16 protein-coding genes are annotated in these 17,788 nt (G+C 70.5%); 11 read left to right on the top strand and 5 right to left on the bottom strand.

The window, feature by feature from the left end; translation table 11 throughout:
* Positions 1–58 precede the first annotated feature (58 nt).
* Entirely contained in the window at positions 59–667 is a 609-nt protein-coding gene (locus V5F67_RS13365; protein ID WP_394017370.1) for an LOG family protein, read from the top strand.
* A gap of 203 nt (positions 668–870) precedes the next feature.
* On the opposite strand, the gene cimA is transcribed toward V5F67_RS13365, so the two are convergent.
* The 3 genes from cimA to cysS form a co-directional block, all read right to left on the bottom strand.
* A complete protein-coding gene (gene cimA, locus V5F67_RS13360) occupies positions 871–2,466 on the bottom strand; it encodes a citramalate synthase (protein ID WP_394017372.1) in 1,596 nt (531 codons plus the stop codon).
* Positions 2,467–2,537: 71 nt separating this feature from the next.
* Positions 2,538–3,029, bottom strand: a complete 492-nt coding sequence (locus tag V5F67_RS13355) for a GNAT family N-acetyltransferase (protein ID WP_394017374.1) — start codon at positions 3,027–3,029, stop codon at positions 2,538–2,540.
* On the bottom strand, positions 3,026–4,414 hold the full coding sequence (gene cysS, locus V5F67_RS13350; protein WP_394017376.1) for a cysteine--tRNA ligase: 1,389 nt from the start codon (positions 4,412–4,414) through the stop codon (positions 3,026–3,028). The genes V5F67_RS13355 and cysS overlap by 4 nt, the downstream gene beginning before the upstream one ends.
* A gap of 511 nt (positions 4,415–4,925) precedes the next feature.
* Here cysS and V5F67_RS13345 point away from each other — a divergent pair.
* From V5F67_RS13345 to V5F67_RS13335, 3 genes are all read left to right on the top strand, one after another.
* Positions 4,926–5,270: a hypothetical protein gene (locus V5F67_RS13345; protein WP_394017378.1), complete on the top strand. Its 345-nt coding sequence runs from the start codon at positions 4,926–4,928 to the stop codon at positions 5,268–5,270.
* A 204-nt stretch (positions 5,271–5,474) separates the two neighbouring features.
* The gene (locus tag V5F67_RS13340) at positions 5,475–6,182 is read left to right on the top strand and encodes a carbonic anhydrase (protein WP_394017379.1); all 708 of its coding nucleotides are present in this window, start codon (positions 5,475–5,477) and stop codon (positions 6,180–6,182) included.
* A gap of 185 nt (positions 6,183–6,367) precedes the next feature.
* The gene (locus V5F67_RS13335; protein WP_394017380.1) at positions 6,368–7,120 is read left to right on the top strand and encodes a DNA helicase; all 753 of its coding nucleotides are present in this window, start codon (positions 6,368–6,370) and stop codon (positions 7,118–7,120) included.
* A gap of 37 nt (positions 7,121–7,157) precedes the next feature.
* On the opposite strand, the gene V5F67_RS13330 is transcribed toward V5F67_RS13335, so the two are convergent.
* Positions 7,158–7,694, bottom strand: a complete 537-nt coding sequence (locus V5F67_RS13330; RefSeq protein ID WP_394017381.1) for a CreA family protein — start codon at positions 7,692–7,694, stop codon at positions 7,158–7,160.
* Between the two features lie 242 nt (positions 7,695–7,936).
* Between V5F67_RS13330 and V5F67_RS13325 the strand changes: the two genes are divergently transcribed.
* The 6 genes from V5F67_RS13325 to dprA all read left to right on the top strand — a co-directional run bounded on the left by V5F67_RS13325 (position 7,937) and on the right by dprA (position 14,522).
* Positions 7,937–9,031: a TRAP transporter substrate-binding protein gene (locus V5F67_RS13325; RefSeq protein ID WP_394017382.1), complete on the top strand. Its 1,095-nt coding sequence runs from the start codon at positions 7,937–7,939 to the stop codon at positions 9,029–9,031.
* 148 nt (positions 9,032–9,179) lie between these two features.
* Positions 9,180–10,343 carry a DUF2865 domain-containing protein gene (locus V5F67_RS13320; RefSeq protein ID WP_394017383.1) on the top strand — a complete coding sequence of 388 codons (1,164 nt, stop codon included), beginning with the start codon at positions 9,180–9,182 and terminating at the stop codon, positions 10,341–10,343.
* A gap of 116 nt (positions 10,344–10,459) precedes the next feature.
* Positions 10,460–11,416 carry an aspartate carbamoyltransferase catalytic subunit gene (locus V5F67_RS13315; protein ID WP_394017384.1) on the top strand — a complete coding sequence of 319 codons (957 nt, stop codon included), beginning with the start codon at positions 10,460–10,462 and terminating at the stop codon, positions 11,414–11,416.
* Positions 11,409–12,728 (top strand): dihydroorotase, encoded by a 1,320-nt coding sequence (locus V5F67_RS13310; protein ID WP_394017385.1) that lies wholly within the window; start codon positions 11,409–11,411, stop codon positions 12,726–12,728. Before V5F67_RS13315 ends, V5F67_RS13310 begins: the two co-directional genes overlap by 8 nt.
* Positions 12,729–12,752: 24 nt before the next feature.
* The gene (plsY, locus tag V5F67_RS13305) at positions 12,753–13,370 is read left to right on the top strand and encodes a glycerol-3-phosphate 1-O-acyltransferase PlsY (protein WP_394017386.1); all 618 of its coding nucleotides are present in this window, start codon (positions 12,753–12,755) and stop codon (positions 13,368–13,370) included.
* Between the two features lie 3 nt (positions 13,371–13,373).
* Positions 13,374–14,522, top strand: a complete 1,149-nt coding sequence (gene dprA, locus V5F67_RS13300; RefSeq protein ID WP_394017387.1) for a DNA-processing protein DprA — start codon at positions 13,374–13,376, stop codon at positions 14,520–14,522.
* A 33-nt stretch (positions 14,523–14,555) separates the two neighbouring features.
* Here dprA and V5F67_RS13295 read toward each other — a convergent pair whose 3' ends face one another.
* Complete coding sequence (locus tag V5F67_RS13295; protein ID WP_394017388.1) at positions 14,556–14,705, bottom strand: hypothetical protein; 150 nt, start codon at positions 14,703–14,705, stop codon at positions 14,556–14,558.
* A gap of 388 nt (positions 14,706–15,093) precedes the next feature.
* Between V5F67_RS13295 and topA the strand changes: the two genes are divergently transcribed.
* On the top strand, positions 15,094–17,760 hold the full coding sequence (gene topA, locus V5F67_RS13290) for a type I DNA topoisomerase (RefSeq protein WP_394017389.1): 2,667 nt from the start codon (positions 15,094–15,096) through the stop codon (positions 17,758–17,760).
* Positions 17,761–17,788: the final 28 nt, after the last annotated feature.

Genomic DNA, 17,788 nt, shown 5'->3' with positions numbered 1-17,788 from the left:
TTCGTCGCGCCGCACGCCGATGGTGGCGGCGCCGAAGCTTCATCCTTAAATCAAGGCCATGGCTCATATTCAAAGCGTCTGCGTCTATTGCGGCTCCTCTCCCGGCTCCGATCCCCTGTTCGCCGCCGAGGCGCGCCGATTCGGGCGCATCCTGGCGGATCACGGCGTCCGCCTCATCTATGGCGGCGGCGGCATCGGGCTGATGGGCGAGGTGGCGAGCGCCGCCGCGCTCGGCGGCGGCAAGGTCACCGGCATCATCCCTGGCTTCCTGGTGCGCCGCGAGCGCGCCTTCGCCCACGAGGCCGAGATGCTGGTGGTCAACGACATGCACGAGCGCAAGCGGCTGATGTTCGAGCAGGCGGACGCCTTCGTCGCTTTGCCCGGCGGCGTCGGCACGCTGGAGGAACTGGTGGAGCAGCTCACCTGGGCCCAGCTCGGCCAGCACAGGAAGCCCATCCTCCTCGCCAATATCGCCGGCTTCTGGGACCCGCTCCTGAAGCTGCTCGACCACATGCGCGCCACCGCCTTCATCCGGCAGGAATATTCCGTGGAGGTGCTGGTGGCGGAGAGCGTGGACGAGATCCTGCCCATGCTCCAGGCCGCGGCGGCGCGGGTGCCGGACGACACGCTGCGGGGCGATGCGGAAGCCGTGACCGAGAAGATGTGATGGTGCGCGGCGCCGCTTTTCCCGCGCTGCGGCGGCCATGCTCCTCGCGGCCGGCGCGGTCTATCCCGTCCCCCGGCGCTGGCGGGCCGCGGCTGGGAGAGCCCCCCGGGAAAGCTTCGTGACGGCAGGACATCGGCCCGGCGTGGATGGCCGGGACATGCCCGGCGATGACCGTCTCGGCAGCGGCGGCGGCCGCCGCGCCCTCAGGGCCGCGCGCCTTCCTTCAGCAGCTTCCAGGTGATGGAATCGATCAGCGCCTGGAACGAGGCGTCGATGATGTTCGGCGAGACGCCCACCGTGGTCCAGCGGTCGCCGGTCTCGTCCGCGCTCTCGATCAGCACGCGGGTGATGGCCTCGGTGCCGCCGTCGAGGATGCGCACCCGGTAGTCGGTGAGCTTGAGGCCGGAGATGAAGGGCTGGTACTTGCCGAGGTCCTTGCGCAGGGCGACGTCCAGCGCGTTCACCGGCCCGTTGCCCTCGGCGGCGGAGATCAGCACCTCGCCGTCCACCTCCACCTTCACGATCGCCTCGGCGACCGTCACCATCTCGCCCTTGGCGTTGAAGCGCCGCTCCACCTTCACGCTGAAGCGCTCGACGGCGAAGAAGTCCGGCACCGAGCCCAGCATGCGCTTCGCCAGCAGCGCGAACGAGGCATCCGCCGCCTCGTAGGAATAGCCCAGCGCCTCGCGGCTCTTCACCTCGTCCAACAGCCGGGCGACGCGCGGGTCGCCCTTGTCCACCGCGACTCCGAGCCGCTCCAGCTCGGACAGGACGTTGGACTTGCCCGCCTGGTCCGAGACCAGCACCTTGCGGCGGTTGCCCACCGTCTCCGGCGGCACATGCTCATAGGTGGCGGGGTCCTTCAGGATTGCCGAGGCGTGGATGCCGGCCTTGGTGGCGAAGGCGCTGTCGCCCACATAGGGCGCATGGCGGTTCGGCGCCCGGTTCAGCATCTCGTCGAGGGTGCGCGAGACCTGGGAGAGGTGGGCGAGGCGCGCGCGGTCGACGCCGATCTCGAAGCGGTCGGCGAAGTCGCCCTTCAGCAGCAGCGTCGGGATCAGGGAGACGAGGTTGGCATTGCCGCAGCGCTCGCCGAGGCCGTTGAGCGTGCCCTGGATCTGGCGCGCGCCGGCGCGCACCGCGGCGAGCGAGTTCGCCACCGCCTGCTCTGTGTCATTGTGGGCATGGATGCCCACATGGTCGCCCGGCACCACCTCGACCACCTTGTGGACGATCTCCTCCACCTCGTGCGGCAAGGTCCCGCCATTGGTGTCGCAGAGCACCACCCAGCGCGCGCCGGCCTCGAAAGCGGTGCGGGCGCAGGCGAGCGCGAAATCGGAATCTTCCTTGTAGCCGTCGAAGAAGTGCTCGCAGTCCACCAGCGCCTCGCGTCCGGCGGCGACCGCCGCCTTCACGCTGTCGCGGATCGAATCGAGGTTGTCCTCCTTGGAGCATTCGAGCGCCACCCGCACCTGGTAGGCCGAGGCCTTGGCGACGAAGCAGATGGCATCCGCCTTGGCATCGAGCAGCGCGGCGACGCCCGGATCGTTGGCGGCCGAGCGTCCGGGCCGCTTGGTCATGCCGAAGGCGGTGACGCGCGCCTTGGCCGGGTGGCTCTCGGCGAACAGCTGGGTGTCGGTGGGATTGGCGCCGGGATAGCCGGCCTCGATGTAGTCGACGCCGAGGCTGTCCAGGAGCCCCATCACCTTCAGCTTGTCGGCGACGGTGAAGTCCACCCCATTGGTCTGCGCGCCGTCGCGCAGAGTGGTGTCGAAGAGATAGAGGCGTTCCTTGGCCATGGGGGCTTGCTCTTTCTGACCCTGATCGCCGGCGGCAATGCCAGCCGGGAGGTCGTGGCGTTCAACCAGCATCATCTCCCCTCCCCCAGGGCCTTCTTCATGCTGGTGTTGCCGAGCCAGGTGTCGGCGCGGGGCACCATGTTGCGGCGCTGGGCCTCGTAGCCGCGGTGCTGGAAGAAGCCGAGCGCCGTGTCGCTGGCGTCCACCGTGAGCGCGGTCTTGCCGCGCGCCTTGGCGAGCGCTTCCACGGCGCCGGCGAGCGCGGCGCCGACGCCGGTGCCGGCGGCGTCCGGGCGCACGTAGAGAAGCTCGATATGCTCGTTGTCCTTCAGGGCGACGAAGCCCACCGGCTCGCTGCCCCGGAGCGCCACCACGGTGAGCAGGCCGGAAAGCCGGTTGGCGAAGGCCGCCTGGTCGTCGGCGGCGGCCATCCAGGCCTCCTGCTGCTCCTCGTCATAGTCCTCGCCCGTCAGCTCGGCGACCGAGGCACGGAACAGCGCCGCCAGCACCGGCGCGTCGGCGGGCAGATAGGGCCGCAGGGCGATCTTCGCGGGCGTGCTCATCGCGCGATCTCCCAGCTGGTGGTGCCGTCCTTGTTGTCCATGAGCACGATGCCGCCCGCCGCCAGCTCCTCGCGGATCTGGTCTGCGCGCTTGAAGTCCTTGGCCTTGCGGGCGGCGAGGCGCTCGGCGATGAGGCCCTCGATGAGCTTCTCGTCGATGGCGATGGCCTCTTTCGCCCGCGCGCGCCACCCGCTTTCGGTGTCGGCGAGCAGGCCGAGCAGGTTGGCGGCGCCCTTGAAGCGGCGGCGCAGGTCAGGCGAGGCGTCCACGTCCTCGGCGACGTCCGCGAGATGGTGCAGGTGGGCGATGGCGGAAGGCGTGTTGAGGTCGTCGCCCAGGCGCTCGGCAAGCTCGGCCTCGAACGGGTTCTCGTCGCCGGTGACCGACACCACGTCGCCGACGACGCGATACCAGCGGTCCAGCGTCTTGGCGGCGAAGCCGAGACCCTGGCGCGTCCAGTTGATGGGCTGGCGATAGTGGGTGGAGAGCATGGCGAGGCGCAGCACCTCGCCCGGCCATTCGCCGAGCAGCTCGCGGATGGTGACGAAGTTGCCGAGCGACTTCGACATCTTCTCGCCTTCCAGCATCAGGAAGCCGTTGTGCATCCACACCTGCGCCATCACGCCGGTGTGGAAGGCGCAGCGCGACTGGGCGATCTCGTTCTCGTGGTGCGGGAACACGAGGTCGATGCCGCCGCCGTGGATGTCGAAGGTCTCGCCCAGGTGCCGCCACGACATGGCCGAGCACTCGATGTGCCAGCCGGGCCGGCCGGGGGTGGCGATGCCGCACGGCGAGGGCCAGCCGGGGGCACCATCGAAGCTCGGCTTCCACAGCACGAAGTCCATGGCGTCGCGCTTGTAGGGCGCGACGTCGACACGGGCGCCGGCGATCATCTCGTCGAGCGGGCGGCGCGACAGCTGCCCGTAGTCGGGCATGGAGGGCACGTTGAACAGCACGTGCTCCTCGGCGACATAAGCGTGCCCGGAGGCGACGAGGCGCTCGATGAGGGCGTGCATCTCGGCGATGTGCTCGGTGGCGCGCGGCTCGACGCTCGGCGGCAGGCAGCCGAGGGCCGCCACGTCCTCGCGGAACCAGGCGTAGGTCTCCTCCGTCAGGTCGCGGATGGAGATGCCCCGCTCGGCGGCGCGGGCGTTGATCTTGTCGTCCACGTCCGTGATGTTGCGCACATAGGTCACCGCCTTCGGGCCGTAGAGCCGGCGCAGGAGGCGGAACAGCACGTCGAACACGATGACCGGACGCGCATTGCCGATATGCGCGTGGTCGTAGACGGTCGGTCCGCACACATACATGCGCACCCGCGCCGGATCGAGCGGGCGGAAGGGGTCCTTCGACCGCGTCAGGGTGTTGTAGAGCCTAAGCTCCATGGATCGCTCCGCTCCGCGTGTTCGGCGCGCGCTCGCGCCCGCACCAGCCGGGCGTCCAGATCCTCAAGGCATCAGCAAGATGAGCAAGGGACGGCCACGGCCAGCGTGAGGGCTAGCCGCAAATAATCGGCAGAGTGGCGCCGACGATGGTGAAAGAACCTTGCATGGCGCGGGACAATGGTTCCGCGCGCGCCGCCCGTCAAGGGATTTCACAGGCCATCCGCGGCAGCAGGCATGGCGCCCTCGGCCGCCGCGACGCGTTGACCTGCGGCGCAACCCTGCATATTGGCTTGGCCCGTGTGGCGCGTACGCTGGCTGACCGCGACCGACGCCTCTTGCGGGAGAGGCGCCGCGCGCGATGCCACACAATGGATGCCACACAATGGCTGGAATCGGCGCGCCAGCGTGGCGTGACGCGCCCGCCGCCGCTTCGCTCTAGGCCGGAGGCTCCCGGCCATCCGTCCTCGCCGATCACGACGGACGACACGTCCGAAAGGTCATGAATCCGCTCATGCCGATGCCGCTCTTGCCGAAATCGCCCGCCGCGCCGTCCCGCCTCCTCGCAGCCGCCCTGCTCGCCATGGTCGCCTTCGCCGGCGAGGCCCGCGCGGAGACGCGGATCTTCCTCATCGACAGCTCGGACGGCTACGGCGTGGACGCATGCCTCGCCACCGGCGCGCCCTGCGGCGAGCGCATCGCCACCGCCTGGTGCCGCGCCCACGATTATGATCGCGCCATCGATTTCGGCCGGGTGGCGAACGACGCCATGACGCCGATCTCCTCCGGGGCCGTCGCCAGCCCCGCCTGCCACGGCCCCCTGTGCCCGCCGGTGGTGGCGATCACCTGCTCGCGATAGTAAGGGGCAACCCCCCCGCCGGCCGCACCGGTCGAAATCCCTGCAATAGCGCATGAATCTTCGGATTTGTGATCGGCTCCGACCAAGCCTCTCTCCCGAAGTCGGCTATGTTCGCCCGCGACTCGCCCGCCGCATCCCTGCGGATGAGGCCTGTCCAATTGGCGGCGAAGACGTCGCTCACCCCCTGTCGGGAGAGGAACGCCCATGTGCGAGAAGTGTTCACCACGGACCATTGGCCGCCGCGGCCTGCTGGCGGGGGGCCTGGCGCTTGCCGCTGCGCCGCTGCTCGCCTCTTCCGCCTTCGCGCAAACCAGCCCGGCCGCGCCCGTTTCCCCCGATGAGGCATTGAAGCGCCTGGTCGAGGGCAACGCCCGCTACGTGGCCAACAAGCCCCTCAACGTCGATCATTCCGCCGATCGCGTGATGCGCTCGCGCGGGCAGCGGCCTTTCGCGGCCATCGTCGCCTGCTCCGACTCGCGCGTTGTGCCCGAGCTGGTCTTCGACCAGGGGCCGGGCGAGTTGTTCATCGTGCGGGTGGCAGGCAATTTCATCAACGAGGACGGGCTGGCGAGCCTGGAGTTCGGGGCCGCCGTTCTCGGCGTCAAGCTGGTCGTGGTTCTCGGCCACACCTCCTGCGGCGCTGTGGAGGCCACGATCACGTCGATCCGGGACAAGACCCTGCCTCCCGGCCATCTGCCGAGCCTCGTCAACGCCCTGCGGCCTGCCGTCTACGATGCCATGCGAAGCAATCCAAGCGATCTTCTGGCCGCGGCCACGGCGCAGAACGCCAAGCTGAACGCGAAGCTGGCGGAGAGCACCACGCCCATCCTGTCCGCGCAGGCCGCGACCGGAAACCTCAAGTCGGCCGCCGCCGTCTATGACATCGGCACCGGCAAGGTGAGCTTTCTCTAGGGCACGCGCCGGCCACCTCGCGGCACGGATGGGAATCGGCTAGCCTTGGCCTCAATGCAGGGTCCATGCCTCCCCCCTCCGACCGGGACAGCGCCAGCGCGCAGGGCCATCGTGTTTGAACCGGCCGTTCGGGCAGCAGGCATGCGGAGGGATTGCGGCGCTTTGCTCGCGAGCGGAGGTTCCGCATGTCGCCGTCCCGCCTTCCGTCCCGCCCCCTTCACGAACTGCGTCGCGAGGCGCGCCTGCGCGCGCGCCGCAGCGGCATTCCCCTTCATCGCGCTCTGAACGACGTCGCCGCCGCCGAGCGCTTCCGGAGCTGGAGCCACATGGTTGCGGCGACGCCGGCACCGGCGGTGGCTCTGGCGATCACCCTGCGCGCCCGGGCCACCGACCTCCTCGGCCGGCTCGCGCCCGGGAGCATGGTCCTGCTCGGCGCGCGGCCGGGCGAAGGCAAGACCCTGCTCGGCATCGCTCTGGCCGCCCGGGCGCTGGCGACGGGCCGGCACGCCGCCGTCTTCAGCTTGGAGGAGACGCCGGCCAGCGTGGCGCGGCGCCTCGGCGCGGTCGGCTGCGAGGGCGGCCTTGCGTCCCGCCTGACCGTCGACTGCGCGGCGACGATCGACGCCGATCATATTGCCCGCAGCCTCAATGACCGCGCCGGCGGCACGCTGGCGGTGATCGACTATCTCCAGCTGCTCGACCATCGGCGGGACACGCCGCCGCTCGAGGTCCAGATTGCGGGCCTCAAGGCATTCGCGCGGGAGCGGAGGCAGACCCTCGTCCTCCTGTCGCAGATCGACCGCAGCTACGACGCCGCGTCACGGCCCTGCCCCGGCTTCGGCGACGTGCGCCTGCCCAATCCGCTCGATCTGTCGGCGTTCGACACCGGCCTGTTCCTGCGCCGGGGCGAGGTGCGCGTTCACGCGCCGCCGACCTGATTCCGGCGCCGCCGCGCGGGGATGGCCCGCCCGCCCCTCACCATCCCTTCTTCAGGAAGTCCGCGCATTTGGGCACCTCCCCCTGCCCGCCCCACGGCATGATGGGGACGGTGGAGGTGGAGTTCTTCGGGCTGCCGTCGATCAGCTTGTCGGAATAGACGAGATAGACCAGCACGTTGCGCTTGGTGTCGCAGCCGCGGACGATCTGCATCTTCTTGAAGAAGAAGGAGCGGCTCTCGCGGAACACCACGTCGCCCTGCTCGAACTTGCCCTTGAACGCGATCGGCCCGATCTGCCGGCAGGCGAGCGAGATGTCGGAGGTCTCCTCGGCCACCCCGAACATGCCGGAGACGCCGCCCTTCTCGGGCGTCGTGTAGTGGCAGGCGACACCGTCCACCACCGGATCGTCGATGCCGTAGACCGCGAGCTTGTCGTCGGGGGTAAGGAACTTCCACACCGTGGACTTCTTGAGGATGAGGTCCGGCTCCTGGGCCTGCGCCGGCGCCCCGGCGCAGGCCAGAAGGAGCCCGGCGGCGACCATGGCACGGCAGGCCCCGCTTGAAATCCGCGTCATCGTCTCGCCTTCGCTCCCGTGGCCATCGGCCCGCCGCCATGCGCGCCCGATCGGCGCCAGATATGGGGTTGCAGCGGCCAAAGGGGAAGACGTCCGGCCCTCCTCGCCCGCCGGGTCGCGGCCGGCGCGGAGGGGCCCTGCGTTGCGCGGCGATTGACTGCGCCCGCGCGCCGTGACACCGGTCGCGGCTCAAGCGCCGCCGGCCGAACGGCGGCGGAACAAGGTCGCTCAGGAGAGACGCCATGGTCCCCTCGCGCCGCGCCTTCGTGGGCGCCTCCGCCGCCACACTCGCCTCCGGCGGCCTCGCCGCGCCGGCGATCGCCCAGTCGCAGCCGCAGGTGAAGTGGCGCCTCACCTCCTCCTTCCCGCGCTCGCTCGACACCATCTACGGCACGGCGCAGATGTTCGCCCGCTTCGTCGCCGAGGCGACCGACGGCGCGTTCCAGATCCAGACCTTCCCGGCGGGCGAGATCGTGCCCGGCCTCCAGGCGCTGGATTCGGTCTCAACCGGCGCCGTCGACTGCGCCCAGACCGCGACCTACTTCTATTCCGGCAAGGACCCGACGCTGGCCTTCGGCACCGGCGTGCCGTTCGGCTTCAACTCGCGCCAGCAGCATTCCTGGTGGTTCTTCGGCGGCGGCGCTGAGATCATCAACGGCGTGCTCGCCAAGTACAACGTCACCTCCATCCCCATGGGCAATTCGGGCTGCCAGATGGGCGGCTTCTTCCGCAAGGAGCTGAACGATGTCGCCGACCTCAAGGGCCTGAAGTTCCGCATCGGCGGCATCGGCGGGCAGGTGCTGGCGAAGCTCGGCGTGGTGCCGCAGCAGATCGCCCCCGGCGACGTGTTCCCGGCGCTGGAGCGCGGCTCCATCGACGCCGCCGAGTTCGTCGGCCCCTATGACGACGAGAAGCTCGGCCTCGTGAAGGTGGCGAAATACTACTATTATCCCGGCTGGTGGGAGGGCGGCGCCATGCTGCACCTGGTGGTGAACGCCCAGAAGTGGGCGGCGCTGCCCAAGCACTACCAGGCGATCGTGCGCAACGCCGCCGAGGCCGCCAACAACTGGATGCTGGCGAAGTACGATTCGGTGAACCCGCCCGCCTTGCGCCGCCTGGTGCAGCAGGGCGTGGAGCTGCGCCCCTTCCCCGCCCCGATCATGGAGGCGGGCTACAAGGCGGCGCAGGACCTCTACGCGGAGCTCGCCGCCAGCAACGCCGCGTTCAAGCAGGCGCTCGATTCCATGAACGCCATCCGGGCCGACCAGCTGGTGTGGTGGCAGATCGCGGAATACGCCTTCGACGGCTTCAACATCCGTACCCGCGGCAAGAGCTGAGGCGCTCGGCTTTCGGCGCGCCCGCCCGTTCGGGCGCGCAATTCCTTAGTTTGGTCACCATTGGGCAAGCCCACCGCGCTATAAAAATGAGATTGCGCGCCGGCGCGTTCGGCGTGCACGCGGGGGCGGTACGGAAGAGAGTTTGCGCATGGGCTCTGCGGGGAAGGTTGTGGAACGGCTCGGGGCGCTGGCGCGCGGCGCCGGGTTCGCGGCGTTGCTGATGGCGGGAGCCGCCGGACCGGCGCTGGCCCAGAACGCGATCTGCCCGCAGCTCGAAGCCCAGCTGGTCGCGCTCGACCGTGGCGTCGGCGCCCGCGCCCAGCAGCAGAACCAGGCGGCGCGCATCCGCTCCGACCTCGACCAGCTCACCCGCCAGGCCAACGGCATGGGCTGTGATGCGCCGCGCGGCTTCCTGATCTTCCAGGGCCCGCCCCGGCCGCCCCAGTGCGACCAGATCTCCGACCAGATCTCGCGCCTGCGCTCGCAGCTCGCCGCCACCGAGCGCTCTGGCGGCGACGACCAGGGCCAGCGCCGCGCCCTCATCATCGCCCTCGCGCAGAACAATTGCGGCCCGCAATACGCCGCCGCGGTGCGCCAGGTTCCGCAGCAGCAGCGGCCGCGCAACTTCTTCGAGGCGCTGTTCGGCGGCCCGATCCAGTCCGGTGAAAGCTCGCCGGACCTGGAGGTCCTGCCCCTCGAGACGCCGAGGCCGTCCAGCTACAAGACCGTGTGCGTGCGCACGTGCGACGGCTACTTCTTCCCCATGGCGAACTATTCCTCGCCCGGCCGCTTCGCGCAGGACGAGTCGCTGTGCAAGCGCTTGTGCCCGGCAGCGGAGACGCAGCTCTTCACCATTCCCGGCGACGACATCCGCAACGCCACCAACGTCGCCGGCCAGTCCTACATGTCGCTGCCGAACGCGCTGCGCTACCGCAAGGAGCTGGTCTCCTCCTGCACCTGCAAGCCGGCCGGCCAGTCGTGGGCGCAGGCGCTCGCCGGGCTGGAGGACAAAACCACCCTGCGCAAGGGCGACATCATCGTCACCGAGGAGCAGGCGCGCGAGATGTCGCTGCCGAAGTTCGGCGACGCCAAGGGCCGGGCGGGCGCGCCCCAGGCGCCGGCCGAGGCCGGCCTGCCCAACGCCCCCTCTCTCGCCGCCACCGCCTCGGCGCCGCTCGCCCCCGCCTCCGAGCAGCCCGGCAGGCGCCAGGTGCGGGTGATTCCGCTGCCGCCCTCGCAGCCGGTGCAGCCGAAGCCCACCGCGGCGGAATCCGCCGATATCGGCGCCAAGTCGGTTCCGGTCCAGCAATAGGGCACGGGCCGCCTTCAGGCGGCCGTCTGCCACATCGCCCTTGCGCCACCGTCCACCGGTGCGCGCCACCGCGGCCTTGCTCCGGCGGCGCCATGGGGCTATGGCTCCGGCCTGCCATGACGTCCGCTCCGTTCGCCTCCGCCTTCACCCTCTCGGGCCGCGACCTGCTCGGCATCGAGGGCCTGTCCGCCCCGGAGATCGTCGGCCTGCTCGACCTCGCCGAGGAGTTCATCGTTCTCAACCGGCAGATCGAGAAGAAGTGCACGACGCTGCGCGGGCGCACGCAGATCAACATCTTCTTCGAGGCCTCCACCCGCACCCAGTCCTCGTTCGAGATCGCCGGCAAGCGGCTCGGCGCGGACGTGATGAACATGTCGGTCTCCTCCTCCTCGCTGAAGAAGGGCGAGACGCTGATCGACACCGCCATCACGCTCAACGCCATGAACCCGGACATCCTGGTGGTGCGGCACCACGCCTCCGGCGCCGTGGCGCTGCTGGCGCGAAAGGTGGACTGCTGCGTGGTGAACGCCGGCGACGGCGCCCATGAGCACCCGACCCAGGCGCTGCTCGACGCGCTCACCATCCGCCGCAACAAGGGCCGCATCGCGGGCCTCACGGTGGCGATCTGCGGCGACGTGCTGCATTCGCGCGTCGCCCGCTCCAACATCCTGCTGCTGGGCGCGCTCGGCGCCAACGTCCGGGTGGTGGCGCCGTCGACGCTTCTGCCGGCGGGGATCGAGAATTTCGGCGTCGAGGTGCACCGCTCCATGGCGAGCGGCCTCGACGGGGCGGACATCGTCATGATGCTGCGCCTGCAGCGCGAGCGCATGGCGGGCTCCTTCATCCCCTCGGTGAAGGAATATTTCCACTTCTACGGCCTCGACGAGGACAAGCTGAGATACGCGCGCCCCGATGCGCTGGTGATGCATCCCGGCCCCATGAACCGGGGCGTCGAGATCGATTCCGGCGTCGCCGACGGTCCGCAATCCCTGATCCGCGAGCAGGTGGAGATGGGCGTCGCCGTGCGCATGGCGGTGCTCGACGCCCTCGCCCGGAAGCTGCCCAATGCGTGACCCCGTGCGCCATTCCAACGGCGATCCCCGCCCGCTGCTGCTCGCCAACGCCCGCGTGGTGGACCCCTCGCGCGGCGCCGACTTCCATGGCGACGTCTTCCTCGCGGAAGGCGTGGTGAAGGATGCCGCCTTCGGCATCGCCAATGCCGGCGCGCCGGACGGCGCCGAGGTCGTGGACTGCAAGGGCGCGGTCGTCGCCCCGGGCCTCGTCGACATGCGCGCGTTCGCCGGCGAGCCCGGCGCCGAGCCGCGCGAGACGCTGGCGAGCGCCTCGCTCGCCGCCGCCGGCGGCGGCGTGACCACCCTCATCTGCCAGCCCGACACCGACCCGGTGGTGGACGAGCCGGCCATCGTCGACTTCATCCTGCGCCGCGCCCGTGACACCGCCGTGGTGCGCGTCCACCCCATGGCCGCCATCACCAAGGGCCTTGCCGGCGAGGAGATGACCGAGATCGGCCTCCTGACGGCGGCCGGCGCGGTCGCCTTCACCGACGGCCACACGTCGGTGGCGAGCGCGCAGGTGCTGCGCCGGGCGCTGACCTATGCGCGCGACTTCGACGCCCTCATCGTGCACCACACCGAGGACGCCACCATGTCCGGCGGCGCCATGAACCAGGGCGAGTTCGCCGCGCGCCTCGGCCTCGGCGGTGTGCCGAAGTCGGCTGAGACCATCGTGCTGGAGCGCGACGTGCGTCTGGTGGGCGACGCGCGCGGGCGCTACCACGCGGCGGCCGTGACCTGCGCCGAATCCCTCGCCGTGCTGGAGCGCGCCAAGGAGGCCGGGCTGCCCGTGACCGCCTCCGCCTCCATCAACCATTTGACCTTCAACGAGCTGGACATCGGCTCCTACCGCACCTACTTCAAGCTGCGCCCGCCGCTGCGCGCCGAGGAGGACCGCAAGGCGTTGATCCGGGCGCTCGCGGGCGGCCTCATCGACGTGGTGGTCTCCGACCACCTGCCCCAGGACGTGGAAGGCAAGCGCCTGCCCTTCTCCGAGGCTGAGCCCGGCGCCATCGGCCTCGAGACCCTGCTCGCCGCAGCCCTGCGCCTCGTCCATGCGGACGAGATCGACCTCGTGAGCCTGCTGTTCGCGCTCTCCACCCGGCCGGCGCAGATCCTCGGCCTCAAGGGCGGGACGCTGAAGAGCGGCGCGCCGGCGGACGTGATCGTGTTCGATCCGCACCAGGCCTACGTGCTCGACAAGCGGGACCTCAAGTCGCGCTCGCGCAACACGCCGTTCGACGAGGCGCGGCTCGACGGGCGGGTGCTGCGGACCATCGTTGCCGGGCGGACCGTCTACGAATACGTTTGAGCGCCCTTCCACCACCGGACGCCCATGCTTTCCCCATTGACCTGGTCCTTGCCTGCGGCGCCGACGCTGCTTGCCCTTGCCATCGGCTACCTGCTCGGCTCGATTCCGTTCGGGCTGGTGCTGACGCGGCTCGGCCGCACGCGCGATATCCGCACCATCGGCTCCGGCAATATCGGCGCCACCAACGTGCTGCGGACGGGCCGCAAGGACCTCGCCGCCCTCACCTTGCTGGGGGATGCGCTGAAGGGAACGGCCGCGGTGCTGATCGCCCGCCACCTGTTCGGCGCCGACGGCGGCCTTGCGGCGGGTCTTGCCGCCTTTCTCGGCCACGTCTTCCCGGTCTGGCTGGGATTCAGGGGCGGCAAGGGAGTGGCGACCTTCCTCGGCGTCGCTCTCGCCCTCGCTTGGCCGGCGGCGCTGGCGTTCGCGGCGGCCTGGCTGCTGGTGGCCTTCGTGACGCGCTATTCCTCACTCTCGGCCCTGGTGGCGGCCATCGCCACGCCGCTGGCTGCACTGGCGATGGGCGAGACGCGGGCGGCGCTGCTGCTCATGCTGCTCGCGGCGATCCTGTGGGCCAAGCACCATGAGAACATCGCCCGGCTCCTCGCCGGGACCGAGGGCAAGATCGGCGCGAAGGGCTGAGGCATGGCTCGCGGCGCGCCCCCCTCCCCGCCGCCCCCTGAACCGGGAAGAGACCTTCTGACCCCCGAGCAGCGGCTCGACTGGCTGCGCCTGATCCGCACCGAGAATGTGGGACCGCGCACCTTCCGCGTGCTCATCAACCAGTATGGTGGCGCGGCGGCGGCGCTGGAGGCGTTGCCGAGCCTCGCCCGCCGCGGCGGCAGGCTGGTGCCGCCCCGGATGCCGAGCAAGGCCGAGGCGGAAGCCGAGATGGCGGGGCTTGCGCGCATCGGCGCCCGCCTCGTGGCGCTGGGCGAGGCCGACTATCCGGCGACGCTCAGGGCGCTCGACGACGCGCCGCCGCTGCTCGCCGTGCGGGGGCGGACGCAGCTTCTGCGCCTGCCGAAGGTGGCCATGGTCGGCGCGCGCAACGCCTCCGCCGCCGGCCGCAGCTTCGCGGCGCGCCTTGCCCGCGACCTCGGGGCGGCGGGCTGGGTGGTGGTGTCTGGCCTCGCGCGCGGCATCGATGCGGCCGCCCACGAGGCGAGCCTCGATCAAGGCACCATCGGCGTGTTCGCCGGCGGCCTCACCCGCCCCTACCCGCCCGAGAACCTGACGCTGATCGAGGCCGTCGCCGAGCGCGGTGTCCTGGTCTCCGAGATGCCGCTCGCCTGGGAGCCGCGAGCGCGCGACTTTCCGCGCCGCAACCGCCTGGTGTCGGGGCTCGCGCTCGGCGTCGTGGTGGTGGAGGCGGCGGAACGCTCGGGCTCGCTCATCACCGCGCGCCTTGCCGGCGAGCAGGGCCGCGAGGTGTTCGCCGTGCCCGGTTCCCCGCTCGATCCGCGCGCGGGCGGCACCAACCGCCTGCTGAAGCAGGGCGCCACCCTGGTCACCGAGGTCGCGGACGTGACGAGCGTGCTCGCGCCGATGATCGGCCGGGAGCCCGACGGTGGGCATGACCTTGCCGCCCCGGCCCAGCCGACGCCGCCCCCCGCGCCGGGAGATGACGTGCGGGCGCGAATCCTGGAGCTGCTGTCGCCAGTCCCCACCGCCATTGACGAGCTGATCCGCCTGTCGGGCGCGAGCGCCGCCGAGGTGCAGATCGTGCTTCTCGAGCTGGAGCTTGCCGGCCGGCTCGACCGGCCAGGCACCGGACGGGTGGCGCTGCGATAGCTGCCGGACCGATGCGGGGCCGCCGGCGGCGCCTCAGGGCCGGCGGTCGACGGCTCTCTCGTCGGGCGATTGCGAGAGCACCACGTTGCGGGCCTCCATGCGCGCCATGTCCAGCAGATAGGCCAGGGTGGTCAGATTGTGGCTGCGCGCGAGGCGGGCCAGCTCGGCGGCGAGTGATTCCACGTACGCCGCGACCTCCTGCGCGGCAGGCCCACCCTGAGAGGACGGTAAGTCCACCATGAATCGATCCTGGAATTCGCGCGGTAAGGGAGCGCCGATCACTCTCATAAAGGGAAAATGAAACAAATAAACTTACCTCAGGTTGTATCATGGCGATCCCCACTTGCGACCGCCCATACACGGCGGCGATTTGACACGAGGCCATCGGCTGCCCATGTTGCGGCCACCTCCGCTCGCGGTCATCGCTCGGGGCGGCCGTTACGGCGGCCCGCCCGTGGCCGGTCGCGGCGGGGCACGGCGGGGGCGGGAGAGGATGCCGGCGCGGGTCCGAAAGGACTGTCGCGGCGTGTCGTTCTTGGCTCCCGGGCTCATGGAAAGACACGGGACACCCATGCAGGTCGTCATCGTCGAATCGCCCGCAAAGGCGAAGACGATCAACAAATATCTCGGCCCCGGCTACGAGGTCATCGCGTCCTACGGCCACGTGCGCGACCTTCCCTCCAAGGACGGCTCGGTCGATCCGGAGCAGGACTTCCGCATGCTCTGGGAGGTCGATCCCAAGGCGCAGAAGCGGCTCAACGAGATCGCCAGCGCGGTGAAGGGCGCCTCCGCCCTCATCCTCGCCACCGACCCGGACCGCGAGGGCGAGGCCATCTCCTGGCACGTGCTGGAGGTGCTGCGGCACAAGAAGGCGCTCAAGGACCAGAAGGTCGAGCGGGTGGTGTTCAACGCCATCACCAAGCAGGCGGTGCTGGAGGCCATGAAGGCGCCGCGCGCCATCGACGTGGCGCTGGTGGACGCCTATCTCGCCCGGCGCGCGCTCGACTATCTGGTCGGCTTCACGCTCTCCCCGGTGCTGTGGCGCAAGCTGCCCGGCGCCCGCTCCGCGGGCCGCGTGCAGTCGGTGGCGCTGCGCCTCGTCTGCGACCGCGAGCGCGAGATCGAGACCTTCGTCCAGCGCGAATACTGGTCCATCGTCGCCCGCCTCGCCACCCCCCGGAAGGAGGAGTTCGAGGCCCGGCTCGTGGGCGCCGACGGCAAGAAGATCACGCGACTCTCGGTGGGCACGGCGGAGGAAGCCAAGGCCTTCCGCGCGGCGCTCGACGCCGCCGCCTTCCGCGTGCGCTCGGTGGAGGCGAAGCCGGTGCGGCGCCATCCGCAGCCGCCCTTCACCACCTCGACCCTGCAGCAGGAGGCGAGCCGCAAGCTCGGCCTCGCCCCGGCGCGCACCATGCAGATCGCCCAGCGCCTCTATGAGGGCGTGGACGTGGGCGGCGAGACGGTCGGCCTCATCACCTACATGCGAACCGACGGCGTCGACATGGCGCCGGAGGCGGTGGCCGCCACCCGCAGCGCCATCGGCAAGCAGTTCGGGCCAAAGTACCTGCCCGGCGTGCCGCGCAAGTACACCACCAAGGCCAAGAACGCCCAGGAGGCGCACGAGGCCATCCGCCCGACCGATCCTTCCCGCCATCCGCGCGAGGCGGCGCGCCATCTCGACGGCGAGCAGGCCAAGCTCTACGAGCTGATCTGGACCCGCACGGTGGCGAGCCAGATGGAATCCGCCGAGCTGGAGCGCACCACCGCCGACATCGAGGCGAAAGCCGGCGGCCGCGTGCTCGACCTCACCGCCACCGGCACGGTGGTCAAGTTCGACGGCTTCCTCGCCCTCTACCGCGAGGGCAAGGACGACGAGGACGAGGACGAGGAGAGCCGCCGCCTGCCCGCCATGAACGCCGGCGAGGCGCTCGACCGGCGCGAGATCACCACCACCCAGCACTTCACCGAGCCGCCGCCGCGCTATTCGGAGGCGTCGCTCGTGAAGCGCATGGAGGAGCTCGGCATCGGCCGCCCCTCCACCTACGCCGCCGTGCTCGCCGTGCTGCGCGACCGCGAATACGTGAAGCTGGAGAAGAAGCGCCTCGTGCCCGAGGACAAGGGGCGCCTCGTCACCGCCTTCCTGGAAAGCTTCTTCAAGCGCTACGTGGAATACGACTTCACCGCCGACCTGGAGGAGAAGCTCGACGAGGTCTCCGCCGCCGAGCTCGACTGGAAGGAGGTGCTGCGCGCCTTCTGGCAGGACTTCCACGCCGCCGTGGAGGCCACCAAGGACCTGCGCGTCTCCCAGGTGCTCGACGCGCTCGACGAAATGCTCACCGCCCACATCTTCCCGCCTCGGGAAGACGGCACCGACCCGCGTTTGTGCCCCACCTGCGGCACCGGGCGGCTGTCGCTGAAGATGGGCAAGTTCGGCGCCTTCATAGGCTGCTCGAACTATCCCGAATGCCGCCACACCCGCCCGCTCACCGGCGACAACGCCCAGGAAGGCGACGGCACCCGCGTCATCGGCCTCGATCCGGACAGCGGCGAGGAGGTGAGCGTGCGCACCGGGCGCTTCGGCACCTATCTCCAGCTCGGCGAGGGCAAGGACGGGGAGAAGCCGAAGCGCTCCTCCCTCCCCAAGGGCCTCGCCGCCGCCGACGTGGACCTGGAAACCGCGCTCAAGCTGCTCGCTCTGCCGCGCGAGGTGGGCCGCCATCCCGAGGACGGGGAGCCGATCCTCGCCGGCATCGGCCGCTACGGTCCCTATGTCCAGCACGGGCGCACCTACGCCAATATCGAGGACGGCGACGACATCCTCGCCATCGGCCTGAACCGGGCGGTGACGCTGATCGCCGAGAAGCAGTCCAAGGGCCGTGGCGGCCGTGGGGCGGCGGCGCCGGGGCGCACGCTGGGCGACCATCCGGTCCATGGCGCGCCGATCACCGTGCGCGCGGGCCGGTTCGGTCCCTATGTGAACCACGGCAAGGTCAACGCCACGCTGCCGAAGTCGGTGGACCCGGAGGCTCTGACCCTCGCCGAGGCGGTCGCCATCATCGACGCCAAGGCGGCCTCCAGCCCGTCGAAGCCCGCGCGGGGCGGCCGCAAGGCCCCCGCCAAGGCCGCGGACGGCGCGCCGAAAAAGGCCACCGCCAAAAAAGCCGCGACCAAGCCGGCCGCCAAGAAGACCCCGGCCAAGAAGGCCGCGGCGAAGAAGGCTCCCAAGGCCGCCGAGTGAACGCTGCCAGGTGACGCCGCCGGAGCGC

The organism is Xanthobacter pseudotagetidis (assembly GCF_043194795.2).
In the GTDB taxonomy this organism is placed as follows: domain Bacteria; phylum Pseudomonadota; class Alphaproteobacteria; order Rhizobiales; family Xanthobacteraceae; genus Xanthobacter; species Xanthobacter tagetidis_A.
This window is presented reverse-complemented; position numbering and strand designations above follow the sequence as displayed.